Below are 18,807 nucleotides of genomic sequence, written 5' to 3' on the forward strand. Positions count from 1 at the left end.
TCACCCTCTAGTTTACCTCGCGGAAAATCGGGTAGCGCAGCGGGTAGGGATGGCCCGGCCCAGCGTGCGCATAAAGCCAGGTGAGCCGAGCGTCCGGATCGGCGGCGAAGGTAGGCTCGGCACGGAGCTTGGCTTCAAATTCTGCTTTCAGCTTCGGTTCGGTGGCCAGCAAACGTTCACCCAGCGCGGCCAGCACGAAGGCGTCCGTGTTTGGGGCAGGCGACAGCATTTCGGGGAAGAATCCCCAGGCCAGGAACGAGTCCTGGCTTTCCGGCTCCAGCAAGGCGGCCGCTAGCAGCCCATTGGGCTGGTCGGCGGGCACGCGCACGCTCCCTGCCGGCATCACCTGCTCACTTTGCTCGTGCACGAAGGTGGCCGTTATCGGCACGCGCCCTTCGCTGGGCTGCAACAGCTTGGGGTCGACGAGCTGCACCTGGTCGAGTTGCAGCGTCCGCGGGGCGGTCAGCGTCTCGAACGCAATGCCGTGCAGGCGCAGCCGGTCCAGCACCTCCGTGTGGGCGGCGGGCACCCACCAGGCCTTGGGCAACTGCACCGTCTCGGTGGGCTGCTGCCCGATGATGGGCATGCGGAAGGTAATCGGCCGGCCGAGCCAGCGCTGCTCCAGCCGCCCCGATGCCGGCGACTGGTACCACTCAAAGGCTACCCCCTTGAACTTGTCGATCCAGCCGATGGGTTGCGGCGCGGGCTTCCAGCGCGTGAGCAGTTCGGTAGGACGGCTTGCGCGGTCCTGGGCCTTGGCGGCAGCAATCCGTTCGGCATCGTCCGCCGCAATCTTCAGCGCGGCTTCTAGCAGCACGTAGGTGCCCAGCACGCGCTGGCGGTAGGGCTTGAGCATGTGGTTCTCGACCAACACAGTAGGCACACTGATAAAGTCGCCGTAGCCGGTGGAGTAGCGGGGACCTTCGGGGCTGTAGCGGATACCTTTGGTTGGCTCGCGCGTGTCGATGGGGCTGGGGTACTTGATGGGGGTGTGGCCTGCCTTAGTCAGCGCCTGCGTCACGGCCGGGCCGAAACGTCCGTCCAGCCAGTCGGCCGTGGCGCGGTGGCGCGCATACGTGCCCCAACCCGCGTAGGTGAAGGTCACATCGTACTGCATGTCGAAGCCTTCGCTGACGTGGCAATCAATGTAGAGAATGGGGTCTAACTGCCGGAGCAACCCAATCATGGCGCGCGATTCGGGCGCATCTAATTTGCCGTAGTCGCGGTTCAGGTCGATATTGCGGGCGTTAGCATCGCGTCCTTTTTCGGCGGGGCCACGCACGTGCACAAAGTTCCATGGGCTCATCTGCTCATGGCCGTCGATGTTGTAGATCGGCACGAACACCAAATCGACCTGGTCGAGCAGATCAGCTTTCCCGCGCAACGCGATGTCGCGCAGCAGCATCAGGCCGGCATCCTTGCCGTCAATCTCGCCCGAGTGGATACCCGCCTGCACCAGTACTACCGGCTTGGCAACGCCGCCTTTGCTGGCGCGCACGTACAGCAGGTCGCGGCCTTCCCCCGTGCGGCCGAAGGTGTGCATCGCCAGCAAAGGAGAAGCCGCATCGAGCCGCTCCAGCCAAGACCGAACCTCGGCGTAGCGCGGCGTAGTCTGAAAATTAGCTGCCTCGGCCGGCGTAATCCACGGGTCGTTTGGCTTCGCAATTAGCCGCTCGCTCTTGCCGGACCACGGCAGAACGGGAGGCAAGTCCAACACATTCTGCGCTATCATCTGCATTGGCTCCAAGCAAATCAACGCCGCGACGAGGGCTGTCGTACGGCAACTTATGGTATTCGTCATCTTGTAAAAGGGTTGTCAGGCAACGTGTTGGCCGTTGAGTAACGGTAGAACATGTGTGGTTGCCAACAGCTATTAGGGTTGTTTCACACGGTTACACCACTCACCGTCTCTCGTTCTTGCCTAGTCGCTGCATCAGAGCCGGCTTCTTCCATGGTGCGATGGTCTGCCTCCATTTGCTGATGGTCGGCGACTAGTTGCTCGTGCGTGCTGGTTGCGGCGGCGGCTTCGGTAGTACCAGCGGCCGTAGTCGATTCGGTGCTGGGTTGGCAGCTGCTCAAGCTCAGCGCCACACCAACTAGCGCGGCTGGCAGTGCCGGATAAAAAGACGTAAAGTGTTTCATGCAGATAGGTTTGCAGTGACGAATTACCGCATCAATATTTCCTTTACAATGAAAGGGGGTAGGAGCAGCTAACGCATAATTCCCTACCGCTCCTACCCTACTTTAGCTACCTACAGTCTGCTAAACCACGGAAGTCATCCTTGAAACGCAGTTCTATCGCAGTCGACAAATGGCCTTCCTCAACGCAGACGTTGGTAGTACGTTTGCCGAAATACCTGTTGCGTCGGCTGCCAAATGGGATGTTCCAGGCGTAGCTCCCGGCGGGTGAGTTTTACAATGCGCTGCCCGTCAAGAGCTGAGATGGGCTGCGCATTGAGCGTACTAACGCGCAGCAGACCTTGCCGAATGGTATAGCTACCCTCCTCTTGCAGGGTAGGTTGGCCGGCGCGACTCAGCTCGTAACGGTAGGTACTATCGGGAAAGAACGTGACCAGGGCGGTTTGCTCACCGCTTTTCAAGGCCGCGTTGGTGTCGCCCACGGGGCTATCCATTAGCCTGTCCTGTAGAGAATCCGGCAACGGGCGACGGGCTTCGAAGTAGATCTGTCGCATCGCCCAGCGTCCAACCAGCGTTGGTGGGGTTGGAGCAGCGGTTCCACTCAGCAAAAAAGACAACAGCAGCGAATACATAGCAACCAAATAACAGCCAGCGCGTGTATCAGCCAGCCGCAGGCGCTGGCACCACAGCGCAACGACGGCACTGGCGAAGGTTCAACAGGTGCATGCCCACTAATCCCAGTGAGGCGGCGTACTGCACTAATTCCAGCCACGGCCAGCGGTCGGCCAGCAGCACGGTAACGGCAAACAACGCAAAGCAAGACCACAGGCTCAGGCGGAGCCAGCGCGCGGTTAGCTGCCACGTGGCTCCCATCACCAGCACGCCACTCAGCACTAGAAACAGCGTGTCCCAATGCGAGGAAAGCGCGGCGCTTTGGGTGCCGCTCCACCAGGCTAGCAACAAGGGACCAGCCGCACAGTGCAGCAGACAAAGCGTCGCATTCACGATGCCCCCGTAATCGGCCCACACCCGAGATAAGGAAGGTTTCATGTGGCAAATATAGGCCTTTATTCCTTATTTTGCATCTTAGTTGCATATCAAGGCAGCGCGTTATATTCTACCCAACACTTCTCATAGCTTGCTAGCGCGCAAGAACGGCAGGCACATTTGAAACAACACTGCACTGGGGTAATCTAGTAAAAATGGGCAGTGCGCTAAGATAGGCTGACTCGGAAGTCGTGCTCGAATTACTCTGGTGAACGGTAGCCCAGGGCGGCGTGGCGGCGTCCGGCGTTGTAGTAGACGATAGAATAACTGACTTCCAGCCGGGCTTCGGTCAGGCTAGGAAAGCTACCGCCATTGAGCAATTCGGTTTTCAGCCGGCTCCAGATGGACTCGATGTGGAAGTTATCGTAGCAATTGCTTCATCGGCTCATGCTGAACGGGACTTGGTGGCGAGCCAGTAGATCCTGAAAACGGGTAGCCATGTACTGACCGACGAAGCACCACGTAAGTCGGAGTGCACAATGAATCCGGGCATTGTGTAACGCACGCCCCAGCCAACGATCTTGCGTGAGCAGCGGTGAATGGTTTTCGTGTATCTTTCTATTCTGCTATGCCTATCTCGCCTACCCCGCACCAGCTCCTATTCATTTGCAGCCAGAACCGCTGGCGCAGCCTCACGGCCGAGCGCCTGTTTGACGACCACCCACACTACCAGGCCCGCTCGGCGGGCACGGAGCCGGGGGCCAGGGTGCGCGTCACGGCCGGGCACCTGGGCTGGGCCGACGTGGTCTTTGTGATGGAAAAGAAGCACACCGACATTTTGCGGCAGAAGTTTGCAACGGAACTGGAAGGCAAGCAAATTATCAACCTGCGTATTCCCGATAAATTTCAGTTTCTGGATGCCGTACTTCAGGATTTACTCCGCGAGCGGCTGGCAGAGCACCTACCTGCTTTTACAGCAGGTAGCAATTAGTAGCAAGCCGTTCCAAAAAGCTACCCTCCGCAAAGCCTTGGCAGGGCTTAGGAGCCCTGCTAGGGTTGGTAGATGCAACTGGTTCTAGCGCAAGATCTTGCCCCGATTATCCCAGTGGCTCGACTTCACTTCCAAACTATTGGGCTGGCGCTTGATGGTCCGCGTGTATCGCTCGCCCGCTATCAACCCATCGGGGCGGCGCTTGCCGAAAAACAAGGTTACCGGCTCGCCGTGCTCATTGGTTATAAAGGTGATATCGTAGCCTTTGAAAACGTCGTCGATGCTGGTCGATGGTTCGTATGTCTTGCTTAGCTTCTTATCTAACTCGCGGTGTAGTGGCATGGGATAGGTAGGGTTGGTGGAGTGCCTGTGTACGCACGCTTATTTTTCGGCAGATAAGCGAGCATGCTTTTTCAGTAGTTTTACCAGGGGCGCCCTCCGTATTTTCTGCCAGCTGTGCGTCTTGTGTCCCGTTGCTGCGCTGCCTTGACGCTTTATTCGTTGCGGTCTACCAACCTTCGTGCGGGATGTCCGTTAGCAACGGGCTATGAATTACGTACTCTTCGCGGCCTTCGTGGCTGGGGTTATCTTTCTGTTTTACCGCTACGCCACCCGCGACAGCCGCATACGAGCCGCCGCGCTGGCGCAAGAGTTTCCGGACGACTGGCGCCAGATTCTTACCGAGCGTATTGCCTTTTATCTGTCGCTAACCAAAGACGACAAGCTTCGTTTCGAGCGTAAAATTCAGGTGTTTCTGGCCCAAACCAGTGTACGGGGCATTCAAACGGAGGTAGACGATACCACGCGCCTGCTGGTAGCCGCCTCGGCCGTTATCCCAACCTTTGGTTTTCCGGAATGGGAGTACGGCAACCTGGGCGAAGTATTGATTGTGCCCGATGCCTGGCAAAGCCCCGACGACCCCAGCAAGGAAGTGAAGCCCCTGGCCGGCACGCTGTTGGGCTCGGTGCGCGGCTTTCAGGGCGCACACTATATGCACTTATCCAAAGCCTCATTGGAGCAAGGATTTGCCGATACCATCGACAAGCAGAACGTGGGCATTCACGAGTTTGCGCACATGCTGGACCAGGCCGACGGCGTGATTGATGGTGTGCCCAAGCTGGCCCTACCCACCGAGTTGCTGAAACCCTGGACCGAGGTGATGCACCGCGAAATGGAAGCCATCCGGGCCGGCCACTCCGAAATTAACGACTACGCCGCCACCAACGAAGCCGAGTTCTTCGCCGTCGTTACGGAGTATTTCTTCGAGAAACCAGAGAAGCTACAGGAGCACCACCCCGAGCTGTACCAATTGCTGATGCGAGCGTTTCGGCAGAACCCCAAGAAGCGCTTCCTGCGCTTTGCCACCGATCCGCGCGAGTGGATTCGGAGCCTGCGTAGCCGTCACAAAAAATTTGGCCGCAACTCGCCTTGCCCCTGCGGTAGTGGCAAGAAGTATAAAGACTGTCATTTGCAGCAAGAGCAGCAAGCTGCATAGGCCGCTCGTTCGACTACGCGTTGAACGTCATTTCGAACTTGTCGAGAAATGACGTTCACTGTATTTACTACCGCTCCTTACTTCCTGCGGCTTTTTCGAAACGCTCGGGGTACTTGGCGTGGTTGGTGCCCATGAGCCGGTCCCACCAGTTAAAATAGAGGCCGTAGTTGCACTTTACCAGTTGGTGGTGCATGTTGTGGTGCGTGCTGGTATTGTGTAAGCGGCCCCAGCGGCTGCGCAAAAAGTGTTGAGGGTAGGGCTCGTAGCCCAGGTGGCCCAGCACGTTCATACCCATCTGGTACACCATGAAAATGCCCAGCGTGAGCGGGTGAATGGGTAGGACAAACACCAGCAGTGGCACGATGCCCGCTTCAATCACGGCCTCCAGCGGGTGAAACGAAAATGACGCCCACGGCGACGGATTGTGCGAGAGGTGATGCACCCGGTGCACGTGCCGAAACACCGCCGGAATGTGCATGAAGCGGTGCGTCCAATAGAAATAGGTGTCGTGCGCTACAATGGCTACTAATAGGCTGAAGACGAAGTAAAGCCAGCCGTAGTCGCTTATCTTACTGTACATGAGCGTGTAGCCATGTTGCTTCGCCACAAAGATGCTTACGCCTACCATCGCAAAAATCAGGCAGGTGAGCAGAGAGTATTTGATTTCCGTATCGATGTGCTTGCGCTCGGGAAACTTGGGCTGAATACGGCGGTGCTGCCACTTCTCGCGGCGCCACACCCAGAAAACCGCGTAGGCCACGCCCGCGAACACGAGGTAGCGCACGGTAACCAACACCAGACTGGAAAGATAATGGCTACCAGCAGCGGCAGCCGTGGAAGAGAAAAACAACATATGACGATGATAAGATGCTGCGTGTATAACGTGCAAGCCGGCGAAAAATGTGCCTGATCCTACCACAAAACTACTTCAACCAGAAACATGATCAACTAGGTTATCAGGTGCAGACGGCATGAGGCCATGAGGCATGCGACTCGCGCCGGTTTGTTGGGTAGGGAGTAGCTTTGCGCTGACTTTGCCCCTACCCTCCCCTATGCAGCACGTCCTCGACAACCCAATTTGGAATGCCTTGTGCACCGGCAGTGCACACCTTGCCGTAGGCAACGAGCAGGCCCGTTACGTGCAGAAGGAAGCCGGGGCGTTTGCGGGTCTGCGCGAGTACTCGGCCAGCGCCTTCGCCGATTTGCACGACCTGACCCCGGCCGGCACGGCCACCGTACTGTTCACGGCCGGCGAGGTAGCCATTCCGGACAACTGGAAGATACTGGTGCAGAAGGATTTGCTACAACTCGTGTACGAACACCCTACCCCCCCGGCTTTAGACAGCACCGATGTGGTACCGCTGCAACAGCCGCATATTTCTGCCATGATAGCACTCACGGCCCAAACCAACCCCGGCCCGTTTCTTCAGCGCACCATCGAGTTTGGCGAATACCACGGCATTTTTGAGGGCAATGAGTTGGTGGCCATGGCAGGCGAACGACTACAACCCACACCCTACACCGAATTGAGCGCCGTTTGCACGCACCCTGCGCACCTGGGCAAAGGCTACGCCGCCCGCCTCCTGCAACACCAGATGCACCGCATACTGGCAGCGGGGCGGGTGCCATTTTTACATGTGCTCCCCGAAAACACCCGCGCCCGCGCCGTATACGAGCGCCTCGGCTTCCAAACCCGCCGACAGTTGCAGATTTACGTGCTCGAAAAGCTGGTGGGGTAGTTTGTACGACTGTTCCTTTCGTACCCCTTGGGTGACGGGGTAGGGTTGCTGCGCCGTGGTAGGCTTGGGATTTTGCTGCGTTTTTCGTCGTTTCTTTGCAGTGTTATGAAGAAGTCTTATTTACCTCTGCTTACAGCGGCTCTACTTACCGCCTGCGCCCCTACCGCCAAAACGCCCGCCGTTTCTACCGATTCATCTGCTTCAGCCCCTACGGCAGCACCTCAGGCTGCTGCGCCGGCCAGTTGGCAACAGCAGGCACAGGAGTTTCTGACCGCCTACTCTGCTGAATACCAGAAACTCTACACGCAATCGTCGGAAGCCGAGTGGCGCTCCAACACCCACATCGTGCCCGGCGATACCACCAACGCTGCCGCCACGGCCCGCGCCAACGAGCGCATGGCCGCTTTTGCGGGCAGCACCGAGAATATCAACCGCCTGCGCGAACTATTAGAGCACAAGCAGGACCTCACACCTATCCAGGTGAAGCAGTTGGAAACGGCCTTGTACAACGCCGCCAACTCGCCTCAAACTGCTGCCGACGTGGTGAAGCGCCGCATCAAGGCCGAAACCCAGCAAACGGAAAAGCTCTACGGTTTCGACTACAAATACCAGGGTAAGTCGGTGACGACGAACGATCTGGACGAGCTATTGCGCAAAGAAAAGAACCCGCAGAAGCGCCAGCAGATTTGGGAAGCCAGCAAGGCCATCGGCCCTACCCTGAAACCCGGCCTGCTCAGCCTGCGCGACCTGCGCAACCAGACCGTGCAGGCCCTGGGCTACCCCGACTACTTCACCTACCAGGCTTCCGACTACGGCATGAACCGGGAGGAGATGATGGCGCTGGTGCGCAAAATCAACCAGGAGCTGCGCCCGCTCTACCGCGAGTTGCACACCTACGCCCGCTACGAGCTGGCCAAGCAGTACGGCGTGCAGCAGGTGCCCGACTACCTACCCGCCTCCTGGCTGCCTAACCGCTGGGGGCAGGACTGGAGCAGCATGGTAGACGTGAAAGGTCTTAACTTGGACCCCGTGCTCGCCAAAAAAGGCGCCGAGTGGCAGGTGCAACAGGCCGAGCGTTTCTACCAGAGCCTGGGCTTTCAGGCGTTGCCTCCGGTGTTTTGGGAGAAATCGAGCCTCTACCCCCTACCCAAAGGTGCCGACTACAAGAAGAACAACCACGCCTCGGCCTGGCACATGAACCTGGAACAGGACGTGCGCAGTCTGATGAGCGTGGAAGCCAACACCGAGTGGTACGAAACCACCCACCATGAGCTAGGCCACATTTATTACTACCTCACCTATACCAACCCCGAGGTACCAGTGCTGTTGCGCCAGGGCGCCAACCGTGCCTACCACGAGGCCATGGGTAGCCTGATGGGCCTGGCCGCTCGCCAAAAGCCTTTCCTGGCGGGTTTGGGGCTGATTGACCCCAAAGTGAAAACCAACGACATGCAGGCGCTCCTGAAAGAGGCCCTGGGCTCGGTGGTGTTCATTCCGTTTGCCTCGGGCGTGATGAGCGAGTGGGAAAACAGCTTCTACGCCGACAACCTCCCCGCCGACCAACTCAACGCCAAGTGGTGGGCACTTAGCAAGCAGTACCAAGGCATTGTGCCCCCTACTCCCCGCGGCGAGAACTACCTTGACCCGGCCACCAAAACTCACATCAACGACGACCCCGCGCAGTACTACGACTACGCTCTGTCGTACGTCATCCTGTTTCAGCTGCACGACCACATTGCCAAGCAGATCTTACACCAAGACCCGCACGCCACCAACTACTACGGCAGCAAGGAGGTAGGCGCTTTCCTGGCCGACATCATGCGCCCCGGTTCCAGCAAAGATTGGCGCTTGGTGCTGAAAGAGAAAACCGGCGAGGACCTCTCGGCCCGCGCTATGGTGGAATATTTCCAGCCACTGATGGCCTACCTCAAGGAGCAGAACAAGGGTAGGAAGTACACGATGTAACTTATCTGCAACAACTAAAAAAGCCTGCTTTTACAGCAGGCTTTTTTAATTAATACACTACTGATTTACAGCAACTTATTATCCAACACTACATCCATATTCGATAGCCGCTGCTTGATCACCTGCGCTATTTCGTCGTCTTCCAGATTGATACCTTGCGTGCGAGTAGCCAAGTAGCGCGCCAGCGCGAAATTATCGTCTAGTTGCGTTTCCAGCTCGCGCTGAGCTTTTTCCCAGCCGTCTGGGTTGTTGGCGTCCAGGTAGCGGCCGCGCAGCTCAATGGTTTTGCTGACCAGCCGCGCCAGTGCCTGAAGCAGCTCCGATTCGGCAGTTGAAAATACTCGGTGCTCACGGCCAATAACCGCCAGCACGCCAATTTTTATGCCTTCTGTAGTGAGCAGGGCGGTGCCTGCATAGAAGTGCAGGCCCAGCGCCTCGGCGGTGGCGGGGTTCACTAGGTCGCAACTTTCGCGGGTGTAGTCGGAGAAAAATACGGGCGTATCCTGCAAGATGGCCGCCGAGCACATGCTGTCGGGGCGGGCCAGGGAGGTGATGCCGGCCGGTGCGCCTACGCTGGCTTTAAACCATACGCGTTCTTCATCAACCAGTGAAATCAGCGAAATAGGCAGGTTAAACAAGCGCGCCGTCAGGGCCACGTAGTCGTCGAAGATCTTCTCCGGCGTGGTATTCACAATCTGATACTGATGTAGCACCCGCAGGCGCATGGCATCATTATCGGGAATCAAGGACTGGGGAAACAATGCACTCACGCTGGCAGGGTAGCTCGACTTTAAGATGAGCTTGTTAGTTAACGAATTGTGTGGTGTTACGTTTGGCCCAACAGAAAATTATGTTGATCCGCAGAGATAATAGGCACACAACTTACTAATCACAAGCGCTTTACACTACCTCAACTATTCAAAAACGGCATCTCCCTTGATGCCAACAGACTACAGGATGAATGGGCTTAGCGGAAGCGGCGTCGCAGTTATAACATTCGTTGCAACAGCACACAGCTGAGGCAAACGACGGCCTCGTACATCTAGCAACATAACCGTAGCGCGGATTGCAACGCCCGCGCTACGGTTGCTTTTTAGTAATTCGCCTCTGCAGCTGGCAAATCAATCAGGATAAACTGAGCGTCTTTTTCGGCGCGAATGTGGAGCACGTTCTCGTCGGTCAGGCGAGCCTGGTCGTTTGGACCAATTTCGGAGCCGTTGATGTAAATGGTGCCTTCCTTCACGTACACAAAGGTATTGCGGATGGGAAACGTTTTGAATTCGATTTCCTTTTCCTCCCGCAGATTGGCCCAGTATACGGTGCTGTTGGAGTTCATATACACCACATCTTCCAGCACGCGCTGCCCCGTTACGAGGGGCACCAGCTCGTTTTTGTGACTCAGGAAATCAATGTCCTTTTGCTCGTAGCTGGGCGAGAGGCCCTTTTGATTAGGCAGAAACCACAACTGATAGATGTGCAGCGACTTATCGGTGCGGTTCATCTCGGAGTGGGCAATGCCGGTGCCGGCTGTCATGCGCTGCACCTCGCCCTTGCGAATGGTGGTTTTGTTGCCCATCGTATCCTCGTGGGTCACCTCACCCTGCAATACCAGCGTCACAATTTCCATTTCGGAGTGCGGGTGCTGGGGAAAGCCCGAGTGCGGCTGTACTACATCGTCGTTGAACACCCGCAATGGCCCGAAATGCATGTTATTCGGGTCGTAATAGTCTGCGAAGCTGAACAGGAAGTGGCTGTTCAGCCAGGCAACCGGTGCAGCGTGGTGGCGTTCGATGGCAGGAATATATTTCAGCATGAGCGTAGAAATCAAGTCAAATGTTGCCCAAACATACGTAGCGCGCCCCTGGTAAGTTGAAATAGATGGCTAAGCCACTTCCTACCCATATGCCAAAAAGCCCCGCCAGCGGTATAGCTGGCGGGGCTTCTGGTCTTTTTTCCTGTCATTCCGAGCATAGCAAGGAATAACAATAAGGCTATGCTTTTTTTCAGCGTGCTTACTTGCTGCTGCAAATCCAGCACGATGCTGGCCAGGCGGGTAAGCGACAGGTCGGCAATAGGGAACGTGCTGCTGATGTACGCCTTGGCTTCCCAGATTTCCACCACATCCTCTACGCTAATTTCGTAGGGCGAGTACACGGGGTTATCGGAGTGCAGGGCCAGCATGGCGCCGTCTTTGAGGCGGTTGAACACGCGTTTGAACACGATGCCTTCCTTGGAGCTAACCACGATGCACGGCGTGCCGTCTTTCAACGTTAGCCAGTCATCTACATAGCGGCCCACAATCACGGTGCCGGAGGCAATGGGGAGCATGGAGTCACCGGCAATTTCGAAGGCGCGGTAAGTACCGCCCGTGCCCAGCATGGGGAGGCGAAACTTGGGCAGTTCTTCGAGGTACTCGGGGTCGGCGTAGCCATTGAGGTAGCCAGCGGCAGCCTTTTGGGGTACCAACTCGATGTTTTCGTTTTCCTCTTTATCAACGGTAAGCGCTAGTACCCGCAGCGCGCCGCCGGGGCGGGTAGGCGTGGGGTCGCTGCTTTTCTGGGCTTGCAATTGCAGAATGGCGGCCTTGGCGTTTTTCTTCTTGCTGAAGTCAGTTGTCACCAGCGCGTCGAGCGTGATGCCGAACAGGCGGGCCATGTTCACCAGCGTCAGAAGCTTAGGCTCGGCACGGCCTTCTTCGTAGGCGCCCACCAGGGAGCGTTTGATACCTAATTTTTCGGCCATCTGGGCCTGCGTTAGGCCAAGTTCGCGCCGCCAGAATTTTAAGTTCGTGTTGATCATCGGGGTAGGGAGCCGGAGAAATGGCTGCATCGGTAAAAAGCACCGGCTCACGAAAGTACGAACGCGCTTACGCGAATACTAATTCAATTAGCTAAATTTTTTGCTATTATTTTTTGATCTTTCTCTCGCTTGTCTGCAAAATGGCTTGCTGGTACCCGGTTTTCCGCAGTAGTATCTTCTTCTGTGCTAAACATTTGCTCATTGCCCGCGCTTTCGGAATCGTATTGCCTGAACGTACTATCCTGAAGTACCTTCCTATTTTCGCCGTATTCTTTGTTCTACAAGCCTTTTCATCCACTGTATGTCAACGCCTTCTCCTGCTGGTTTCAACCCGCTATTCCCGGTATTTTTGAAACTGGAGCAGTTTCGGGTGCTGTTGGTGGGTGGCGGCAACGTGGGCCTGGAAAAGCTGACGGCCATTCTGCGCAGCAGTCCGGCCACGGCCGTGATGGTAGTCGCCACTTGGATTTCTCCTGAGTTACGTGCCCTGGCGGCGCCCTACCCCCGCATTCAACTACACGAACGACCCTTCGCCGAGACTGATCTAGAAAACCACGATTTCGTCTTTGCCGCCACCGACGATCCGGCCCTGCACCGCCGCATCAAAGCCGCCGCCACGGCCCGAGGCCTGCTCACCAACGTAGCCGACACGCCCGCCGAGTGCGACTTCTACCTCTCCTCGGTAGTGCAAAAGGGCGACCTAAAAATTGCTATTTCCACCAATGGCAAGTCGCCCACGGTGGCTAAGCGCCTGCGCGCCATGCTGGAAGAAACCCTACCTGAAGAACTGGACACGGTGCTGCAACAAATGACCGTCATCCGCGGGCAAATCCAAGGCGACTTTGCTGCTAAAGTGAAGTCATTGAATGCCGTAACGGCTGAGCTAACCGGCGGCCCCGCTTACGAGTCGCCGGCCACACGGCGTTGGCGCTATGTGGCTACCGGCTCCTTGCTGGCACTGGGCGCGGTGGTAGCGGCGGCGTGGCGGAAGCGGTAGGCTGTTCTAAGCAGAATAACCGTCATGCTTCGACAGGCAGACGCCAAATCAAGCATGACGGTTTAAACTATAATTACTCCCCTACTCCCCGCGCAACTTCTTGTTATACGCCGAGGCTAGCCGTAGCGTGAAATAATCATACTTCTCGCGCAGGTGGTCGAACAGGTCGCGGAGCATGGGCGCGCCGCCGAGCTGGTCGATGCCAAGCTGGATTTCCGCAAACTGATCGGGCGTGAAAAAGTCTTGCAGGCGCAGGTCGAGGCCCTTGGTGTAGGCCGTGAACAGATGCCCTTGGATGGTAGACAAGGCCATGTTGCGGCGCTCGGCAATAGCCTCGGGGCTTAGGCCCATGCGGTGCAGCTGGAAAGTAGCCTGCTGGGTGTCGTTGGGGCCGTCGCTTTCTTTGCTCTCGCGGCGGCGCGGGCGACTACCCACAGTATCATCGGAATCGATGGAGTCCTCGGCATCGTCGGGGCTGGGCACACCGCCGTGCGCCAGGATTTCGCGGATAAACGCCTCGCCATAGTTCTCGAACTTCTTCATGCCTACCCCCGAAATGCCCAGCATGGCTGTGCGCGTCACGGGCTTTTCTACCGCCATTTCCTGAAGCGTGGTATCAGTGAAGATAACGTAGGGCGGCACGTTTTGCTCGTCGGCAATTCGCTTGCGCAGGGCGCGCAGGGCCTCGAACAGCCGCGCCTCGGGCGTGGCAGCCACGGGCGTTGCTTCGCGGGGAGCTTTCTTGCCCTTCACGGCCTTCTCGGCAGGTTTGAACTGCTTCATGGACACTTGGCGCTGGCCTTGCAGGACCTCCTTACCCAACTCATTTATTTTCAGTGCGTAGCCTTCCTCGTAGGCAATGTAGATTAAGCCATCGTTCAGCATCTGATGGATGTAGCTGTACCAGTCGAGGTAGGGCAAGTCAGCGCCGGCCCCGTAGGTTTTGATCTGGTCGTAGCCGCCGCTGAGTACGGCTTGGTTGCGCATGCCGCGCAGCACATCGATGAGCAGGCCAATGCTGGCCCGCTCGCGCATGCGCACCACCGCCGACAAGGCCTTTTGGGCCAGCAGCGTACCATCGAAGGTAGTGGGCGGGTTGCGGCAAATGTCGCAGTTACCGCAGTCCTGGGGTAGGGTTTCGCTGAAGTAGTTGAGCAGGATTTTACGGCGGCAGGAAGCTGCTTCGGCAAACTGCTGCATGCGCTCCAGCTTGGTGAGATTGAGCTGCGTGAGCTTCGGGTCGTCCTTGGAGAGCATGTCGCGCAGGCTCATCACGTCGCCGAAGCTGTAGAACAGCACAGCTGTGGCGGGGGCGCCATCACGACCGGCGCGGCCTATTTCCTGGTAATAGCCCTCAATGTTCTTGGGTAGGTTGTAGTGAATCACCCAGCGCACGTTGCTCTTGTCGATGCCCATGCCGAAGGCGATGGTGGCTACAATCACCTGCAAATCGTCGCGCAAGAAGGCCTCTTGCACGCTGGCGCGCTGGTTAGGCGTGAGGCCAGCGTGGTAGTGGTTGGCCCGAATGCCTTTTTCCTTGAGCTTGCCGGCCACCGTTTCGCACTGCTTGCGCGAGAGGCAGTAAATAATGCCCGCCTCGCCGGGGCGGCGCTCAATAAATTCCAGCACGCCCCCTACCCTGTTCTGGCCCGGCCGCACAATGAGGTTGATATTCGGCCTATCGAAGCTTGACAGAAACACCTGCGGCTGATTCAGGCGCAGCTGCTGCTGGATGTCGCGTTGCGTGAGGCGGTCGGCAGTGGCGGTGAGAGCAATGATGGGCACCTGCGGAAACTGCTCACGCAGCACGCGCAACTGCGTGTACTCGGGCCGGAAATCGTGCCCCCACGACGAGATGCAGTGTGCCTCGTCGATGGCAAACATGCTCACTTTGAGACGCTGCAAGAAGGTCAGGAAGCCTTCCGACAAAAGCTTTTCCGGCGAGACGTAGAGCAGTTTCAGCGCGCCATTGTAACAGTCAGAGGTGATGCTTTGCTGCTCACTCAGGCCTACGCTGCTGTTGATGTAGGCCGCCGGAATGCCGTTGGCTTTCAGGGCTTCTACCTGGTCTTTCATCAGGGCAATCAGCGGCGACACCACCACGCACACACCCGCCTGCACCACGGCCGGCACTTGGAAACACACCGATTTGCCGCCGCCCGTGGGCATCAGCACCACCGTATCCTGTCCGCCCAAAATCGACTCAATAATATCGCCCTGCATGGGCCGAAATTGGTCGTAGCCATAATACTGCTTCAGCACACGGCGGGCTGAGTCGAGGGTAGGGGCGAGCGGTTCGGGTGTGAATAGCATTGGGTAAAAATACGGCGATTTGGCGGGAATTGCAGCTTTCATAAACCGCATAGGCGCGGAAATCGTGCACACATCTTCCACAATTCTACACCGGCTCCCCGCTCCTACCCTGCGTATACCTAGAAGCGCAGGGCAGTTAGCTCTGCTGTATTTCATTCAACTAAATCTCCTCTCCTATGGGCCATGTTCCTGCCTCCGTTGCTAATCTGCAAAAAAACCAAGCCGTACTCGACGCACTCAGCCGCTGCATCGTGGCCTGCGAAATGTGCGCCGATGCCTGCCTGCACGAAGACAATATCCAGATGATGGTGCCCTGCGTTGAGCTGGACCGCGACTGCGCCGATATCTGCCGCCTCACCGCCGCTTTCATCGCCCGCAGCTCCGACCACGCCAAGCACGTCATCAAGGAATGCATCGAAATCTGCCAGAAGTGCGCCGACGAGTGCGGCCAGCACAAAGACGACCACTGCCAGCACTGCGCGCAAGCTTGCCAGGCCTGCGTAGATGCCTGCAAGCAGTATGCTGCTGCGTAGGTTTTCCTTGTTATCCTGAGCAGAGCAAAGGACCTTATCACGCTAAAACAACGGTCATATCAACGACTCGTTCCCGCGTGATAAGGTCCTTCGCTGCGTTCAGGATGACAGAGATTCTACACCGCCATTCGATGGCACAAAGCTTCGATATCCTCCCGCCGCGCCAGCACCTGTAGCCACTCAGCGGGAATAGCAGCTTCACCATAATACAAACCAGCTAAACCGCCCACAACGGCACCCGTCGTGTCGGTATCGTCGCCGAGGTTGACAGCAGCCAGCACAGTTTCGGCGTACGTTTCGTGGCGCAACAGGCACCACAGCGCCGCTTCCAGCGTATGCAACACGTAGCCGCCGCTATTGATGTCTTGTATCGGTAAGTTGGGTAGGCGGCCGCTCAGTATATTCTGAAAGCGCTGTATCTCCTGAGCTGGAATATGCAACGCTTGAAGCTGCGCAGGAGCCTCTTTGCACAGGCCAAGGTAGGCCGCAGCGGGCGTTGAGCCAGCACGCAGATGCGCCGCCATTTCCAGGTACAGCAGGCACGCTACAGCGGAGCGTACATGTCCGTGTGTGATGGCTGACACTTCCGAAATCAGCTGGAAGCGGTTTTGTAGTAACGTTTCCGGTTGATAGAACGCCAGCGGCAGAATACGCATCAGCACCCCGTTGCCGTTGCTGTATTCGTCGGTACCGCCCGCGAAAAGCATGTCTTTATTGGTGCGCAGCCGTTGCAGCGCCTCCCGCGTGGTGATGCCAATGTCGAACACGCGGCCGTGCGGCGTCCAGAAGTTTTCGTAGTACCAGTTGACACTATTCTGGGCAACCTTCTGCACCGTGAAACCGTCAGCAATAGCTTCAGCTAAGCAAAATGTCAGGGAGGCATCGTCGGACCAAGTACCAGCAGGCTGGTGGTGAGTACCGTAGGCCCGCATCGTTACTACTGGGTCGAGCCTGCGACGGGCACGGCTTTCAAACTCTACGGGCACACCCAGCGCATCGCCTACGGCCAGACCTAATAAAGCTGCTCTTACTTGAGATTCAAGGGTCGATATTTTCAACATAACGCTTATTGCAAATCGTTTATGGCATTTTTCTTCATCTGTCATCCTGAGCTTGCGAAGGACCTTCTCACGCTATAACGATACTAGCAACAAAGACTCGTTTCAACGTAACAAGGTCCTTCGCTCCGCTCAGGATGACAGATGAAGAAGAGGCAAGTCTACAAATAAACAGCGCCAGCCCTCTTTGTAGAAGGCTGGCGCTGTTTTATAAGGTAGTAGCAGAAATGCTAAAAATCCGGGGTAGGCACGGGCGTGGGCGGCAGCGGGTGGCCGGTTTGGCCAGCAGGCTGCTCAGCCATGGGCGTAACGTTGATAGCTTGTACGGAACGGATTTCGGGTACAGCTTTCTTTACCGATTCTTCCACGCCGGCTTTCAGCGTCATCGGCGACATGGGGCAGGTGCCGCAGGCGCCCAGCAACTCCAGTTGCAACACCATGTCGTCGGTGATGTCCAACACGCGTACGTTGCCTCCGTCGGCGGCCAGGTAGGGACGGATGCCGTCCAGGGCCTGCTCGATGCGCGGCAACAGCGGATGGTCAGCAATGGTGGGGGTATGCGTCATACTAGATATACAAGTGGGCGGTTCGCGAAGTTCGAAAAAATATTCGGATACCGGATTAGGAGTTCATTTGCACCACGTTGGTGCGCGGCGCCACGGCGTTGCGTATGCTCACCTGGCGGGCCAGCTCCTCGGCCAACTGCTCGAAGGTAGCGGCCACCGGAGTGCCTTCCTGCAAAATGGCGGGCGTACCCTGGTCACCGTTTTCGCGGATGCTCTGCACCAGCGGAATCTGGCCCAGCAGGGCCACGCCGTGCTTATCGGCCAGGGCCGCGCCGCCACCTTCACCAAAGATGAAGTACTTGTTGTCGGGCAGCTCGGCAGGCGTAAACCACGCCATGTTCTCCACTACGCCCAGCACGGGCACGTTGATTTGGGGTAGGCGGAACATCTGCAAGCCCTTCTCGGCATCGGCCAGCGCCACTTTTTGCGGCGTAGTCACGATGAGCGAGCCAGTGACAGGCACCGTTTGCACCATGGTCAGGTGAATGTCGGAGGTGCCGGGGGGCATGTCGAGCAGCAGGTAGTCCAGCTCGCCCCAATCCACTTCCGTGATGAACTGCTTGAGCGCCGACGAGGCCATCGGCCCGCGCCACACAATGGCCGACTCAGCCGGGGCCAGGAAGCCAATGCTCATCAACTTTACGCCAAATTTTTCGATGGGCTGAATCAGGTTACGGCCGTCCGGACCCTGGAAAACGTGCGGGCGAGCATCTTCCACCCCAAACATCAAGGGCATGCTGGGGCCAGAAATATCGGCGTCGACCAGGCCTACCCGGGCGCCGGTGCGGGCCAGGGCCAGGGCCAGGTTGGCCGTTACGGTGCTCTTCCCTACCCCACCTTTGCCCGAGGCAATGGCAATGATATTCTTCACGCCGGGCAGGATGTCGCGGTTCTGGCGCATGGTGGTCACGCGCGAGGTCAGGTTGACAGTCACCTGCGCGTCTTTGTCCACCATAGTATGCACGGCGCGCACGCAAGCGTTGTGAATCAGCTCTTTAAGCGGACAAGCGGGGGTAGTAAGTACCACGGTGAACGACACATTTTTGCCGTCTACCTGCACATCCTCCACCATGTTGAGGGTCACGAGGTCTTTGCCCAAATCCGGTTCTTCGACGTAGCTGAGGGCTTTCAGGACGTCTTCGGTAGTAATAGCCATAGGTAGGAGTGTTTCCGAGGTGTAAAGATAACCCAGAAACACGGGCGGAAGTTACCGACGGGTGACGCC

General features: G+C 57.4%; 19 protein-coding genes and 1 pseudogene. 6 read left to right on the plus strand and 14 right to left on the minus strand.

Annotated features, from left to right (window positions below; translation table 11 throughout):
* Positions 1 to 7: 7 nt before the first annotated feature.
* The 5 genes and pseudogenes from F1C16_RS09015 to F1C16_RS23340 form a co-directional block, all read right to left on the minus strand.
* Positions 8 to 1,801, minus strand: a complete 1,794-nt coding sequence (locus F1C16_RS09015) for a M14 family metallopeptidase (protein WP_185283993.1) — start codon at positions 1,799 to 1,801, stop codon at positions 8 to 10.
* A gap of 83 nt (positions 1,802 to 1,884) precedes the next feature.
* Entirely contained in the window at positions 1,885 to 2,142 is a 258-nt protein-coding gene (locus F1C16_RS09020; RefSeq protein ID WP_185283994.1) for a hypothetical protein, read from the minus strand.
* Positions 2,143 to 2,321: 179 nt separating this feature from the next.
* On the minus strand, positions 2,322 to 2,771 hold the full coding sequence (locus tag F1C16_RS09025) for a hypothetical protein (protein WP_185283995.1): 450 nt from the start codon (positions 2,769 to 2,771) through the stop codon (positions 2,322 to 2,324).
* 28 nt (positions 2,772 to 2,799) lie between these two features.
* Positions 2,800 to 3,189, minus strand: a complete 390-nt coding sequence (locus F1C16_RS09030) for a MerC domain-containing protein (protein WP_185283996.1) — start codon at positions 3,187 to 3,189, stop codon at positions 2,800 to 2,802.
* Between the two features lie 197 nt (positions 3,190 to 3,386).
* A pseudogene (locus F1C16_RS23340) lies at positions 3,387 to 3,545 on the minus strand (integrase core domain-containing protein); the annotation flags it as partial.
* 209 nt (positions 3,546 to 3,754) lie between these two features.
* Between F1C16_RS23340 and F1C16_RS09040 the strand changes: the two are divergent.
* Entirely contained in the window at positions 3,755 to 4,117 is a 363-nt protein-coding gene (locus F1C16_RS09040; protein ID WP_185283997.1) for a low molecular weight protein tyrosine phosphatase family protein, read from the plus strand.
* Positions 4,118 to 4,201: 84 nt separating this feature from the next.
* On the opposite strand, the gene F1C16_RS09045 is transcribed toward F1C16_RS09040, so the two are convergent.
* Positions 4,202 to 4,459 carry a hypothetical protein gene (locus tag F1C16_RS09045; protein ID WP_185283998.1) on the minus strand — a complete coding sequence of 86 codons (258 nt, stop codon included), beginning with the start codon at positions 4,457 to 4,459 and terminating at the stop codon, positions 4,202 to 4,204.
* 205 nt (positions 4,460 to 4,664) lie between these two features.
* On the opposite strand from F1C16_RS09045, the gene F1C16_RS09050 reads away from it, so the two are divergent.
* The gene (locus tag F1C16_RS09050) at positions 4,665 to 5,612 is read left to right on the plus strand and encodes a zinc-dependent peptidase (protein ID WP_185283999.1); all 948 of its coding nucleotides are present in this window, start codon (positions 4,665 to 4,667) and stop codon (positions 5,610 to 5,612) included.
* Positions 5,613 to 5,679: 67 nt separating this feature from the next.
* Here the strand turns inward: F1C16_RS09050 and F1C16_RS09055 are convergent, their stop codons facing one another.
* On the minus strand, positions 5,680 to 6,465 hold the full coding sequence (locus F1C16_RS09055) for a sterol desaturase family protein (protein WP_185284000.1): 786 nt from the start codon (positions 6,463 to 6,465) through the stop codon (positions 5,680 to 5,682).
* A 199-nt stretch (positions 6,466 to 6,664) separates the two neighbouring features.
* Between F1C16_RS09055 and F1C16_RS09060 the strand changes: the two genes are divergently transcribed.
* Together F1C16_RS09060 and F1C16_RS09065 are read left to right on the plus strand one after the other, a co-directional pair.
* Positions 6,665 to 7,351, plus strand: a complete 687-nt coding sequence (locus F1C16_RS09060) for a GNAT family N-acetyltransferase (protein WP_185284001.1) — start codon at positions 6,665 to 6,667, stop codon at positions 7,349 to 7,351.
* A gap of 105 nt (positions 7,352 to 7,456) precedes the next feature.
* Positions 7,457 to 9,316, plus strand: coding sequence for a M2 family metallopeptidase (locus tag F1C16_RS09065; RefSeq protein ID WP_185284002.1), 1,860 nt, complete (start codon positions 7,457 to 7,459; stop codon positions 9,314 to 9,316).
* A 65-nt stretch (positions 9,317 to 9,381) separates the two neighbouring features.
* On the opposite strand, the gene F1C16_RS09070 is transcribed toward F1C16_RS09065, so the two are convergent.
* The 3 genes from F1C16_RS09070 to F1C16_RS09080 form a co-directional block, all read right to left on the minus strand.
* Positions 9,382 to 10,086: a GAF domain-containing protein gene (locus F1C16_RS09070; protein ID WP_185284003.1), complete on the minus strand. Its 705-nt coding sequence runs from the start codon at positions 10,084 to 10,086 to the stop codon at positions 9,382 to 9,384.
* A gap of 323 nt (positions 10,087 to 10,409) precedes the next feature.
* On the minus strand, positions 10,410 to 11,129 hold the full coding sequence (locus tag F1C16_RS09075; protein ID WP_185284004.1) for a pirin-like bicupin family protein: 720 nt from the start codon (positions 11,127 to 11,129) through the stop codon (positions 10,410 to 10,412).
* 11 nt (positions 11,130 to 11,140) lie between these two features.
* Positions 11,141 to 12,145: a LexA family transcriptional regulator gene (locus F1C16_RS09080; RefSeq protein ID WP_308461652.1), complete on the minus strand. Its 1,005-nt coding sequence runs from the start codon at positions 12,143 to 12,145 to the stop codon at positions 11,141 to 11,143.
* Between the two features lie 271 nt (positions 12,146 to 12,416).
* On the opposite strand from F1C16_RS09080, the gene F1C16_RS09085 reads away from it, so the two are divergent.
* Positions 12,417 to 13,112 (plus strand): bifunctional precorrin-2 dehydrogenase/sirohydrochlorin ferrochelatase, encoded by a 696-nt coding sequence (locus F1C16_RS09085; protein WP_185284005.1) that lies wholly within the window; start codon positions 12,417 to 12,419, stop codon positions 13,110 to 13,112.
* A gap of 81 nt (positions 13,113 to 13,193) precedes the next feature.
* Here F1C16_RS09085 and recQ read toward each other — a convergent pair whose 3' ends face one another.
* On the minus strand, positions 13,194 to 15,425 hold the full coding sequence (gene recQ / locus F1C16_RS09090) for a DNA helicase RecQ (protein WP_185284006.1): 2,232 nt from the start codon (positions 15,423 to 15,425) through the stop codon (positions 13,194 to 13,196).
* Positions 15,426 to 15,601: 176 nt separating this feature from the next.
* On the opposite strand from recQ, the gene F1C16_RS09095 reads away from it, so the two are divergent.
* Positions 15,602 to 15,958, plus strand: coding sequence for a four-helix bundle copper-binding protein (locus F1C16_RS09095; RefSeq protein WP_185284007.1), 357 nt, complete (start codon positions 15,602 to 15,604; stop codon positions 15,956 to 15,958).
* Between the two features lie 116 nt (positions 15,959 to 16,074).
* Here the strand turns inward: F1C16_RS09095 and F1C16_RS09100 are convergent, their stop codons facing one another.
* The 3 genes from F1C16_RS09100 to F1C16_RS09110 all read right to left on the minus strand — a co-directional run bounded on the left by F1C16_RS09100 (position 16,075) and on the right by F1C16_RS09110 (position 18,738).
* The gene (locus F1C16_RS09100; protein WP_185284008.1) at positions 16,075 to 17,019 is read right to left on the minus strand and encodes an ADP-ribosylglycohydrolase family protein; all 945 of its coding nucleotides are present in this window, start codon (positions 17,017 to 17,019) and stop codon (positions 16,075 to 16,077) included.
* A 227-nt stretch (positions 17,020 to 17,246) separates the two neighbouring features.
* On the minus strand, positions 17,247 to 17,582 hold the full coding sequence (locus F1C16_RS09105; protein WP_185284009.1) for a NifU family protein: 336 nt from the start codon (positions 17,580 to 17,582) through the stop codon (positions 17,247 to 17,249).
* 55 nt (positions 17,583 to 17,637) lie between these two features.
* A complete protein-coding gene (locus F1C16_RS09110) occupies positions 17,638 to 18,738 on the minus strand; it encodes an Mrp/NBP35 family ATP-binding protein (RefSeq protein ID WP_185284010.1) in 1,101 nt (366 codons plus the stop codon).
* Positions 18,739 to 18,807 lie beyond the last annotated feature (69 nt).

This window comes from Hymenobacter sp. NBH84 (assembly GCF_014217645.1).
Classification (GTDB): domain Bacteria; phylum Bacteroidota; class Bacteroidia; order Cytophagales; family Hymenobacteraceae; genus Hymenobacter; species Hymenobacter profundi.

Coding starts and splice junctions, on each gene's coding strand:
- F1C16_RS09015 (WP_185283993.1), bottom strand. CDS start 1,801: ATGACGAATACCATAAGTTGCCGTACGACAGCCCTCGTCGCGGCGTTG.
- F1C16_RS09020 (WP_185283994.1), bottom strand. CDS start 2,142: ATGAAACACTTTACGTCTTTTTATCCGGCACTGCCAGCCGCGCTAGTT.
- F1C16_RS09025 (WP_185283995.1), bottom strand. CDS start 2,771: ATGTATTCGCTGCTGTTGTCTTTTTTGCTGAGTGGAACCGCTGCTCCA.
- F1C16_RS09030 (WP_185283996.1), bottom strand. CDS start 3,189: ATGAAACCTTCCTTATCTCGGGTGTGGGCCGATTACGGGGGCATCGTG.
- F1C16_RS09040 (WP_185283997.1), top strand. CDS start 3,755: ATGCCTATCTCGCCTACCCCGCACCAGCTCCTATTCATTTGCAGCCAG.
- F1C16_RS09045 (WP_185283998.1), bottom strand. CDS start 4,459: ATGCCACTACACCGCGAGTTAGATAAGAAGCTAAGCAAGACATACGAA.
- F1C16_RS09050 (WP_185283999.1), top strand. CDS start 4,665: ATGAATTACGTACTCTTCGCGGCCTTCGTGGCTGGGGTTATCTTTCTG.
- F1C16_RS09055 (WP_185284000.1), bottom strand. CDS start 6,465: ATGTTGTTTTTCTCTTCCACGGCTGCCGCTGCTGGTAGCCATTATCTT.
- F1C16_RS09060 (WP_185284001.1), top strand. CDS start 6,665: ATGCAGCACGTCCTCGACAACCCAATTTGGAATGCCTTGTGCACCGGC.
- F1C16_RS09065 (WP_185284002.1), top strand. CDS start 7,457: ATGAAGAAGTCTTATTTACCTCTGCTTACAGCGGCTCTACTTACCGCC.
- F1C16_RS09075 (WP_185284004.1), bottom strand. CDS start 11,129: ATGCTGAAATATATTCCTGCCATCGAACGCCACCACGCTGCACCGGTT.
- F1C16_RS09080 (WP_308461652.1), bottom strand. CDS start 12,145: ATGCAGCCATTTCTCCGGCTCCCTACCCCGATGATCAACACGAACTTA.
- F1C16_RS09085 (WP_185284005.1), top strand. CDS start 12,417: ATGTCAACGCCTTCTCCTGCTGGTTTCAACCCGCTATTCCCGGTATTT.
- recQ (WP_185284006.1), bottom strand. CDS start 15,425: ATGCTATTCACACCCGAACCGCTCGCCCCTACCCTCGACTCAGCCCGC.
- F1C16_RS09095 (WP_185284007.1), top strand. CDS start 15,602: ATGGGCCATGTTCCTGCCTCCGTTGCTAATCTGCAAAAAAACCAAGCC.
- F1C16_RS09100 (WP_185284008.1), bottom strand. CDS start 17,019: ATGTTGAAAATATCGACCCTTGAATCTCAAGTAAGAGCAGCTTTATTA.
- F1C16_RS09105 (WP_185284009.1), bottom strand. CDS start 17,582: ATGACGCATACCCCCACCATTGCTGACCATCCGCTGTTGCCGCGCATC.
- F1C16_RS09110 (WP_185284010.1), bottom strand. CDS start 18,738: ATGGCTATTACTACCGAAGACGTCCTGAAAGCCCTCAGCTACGTCGAA.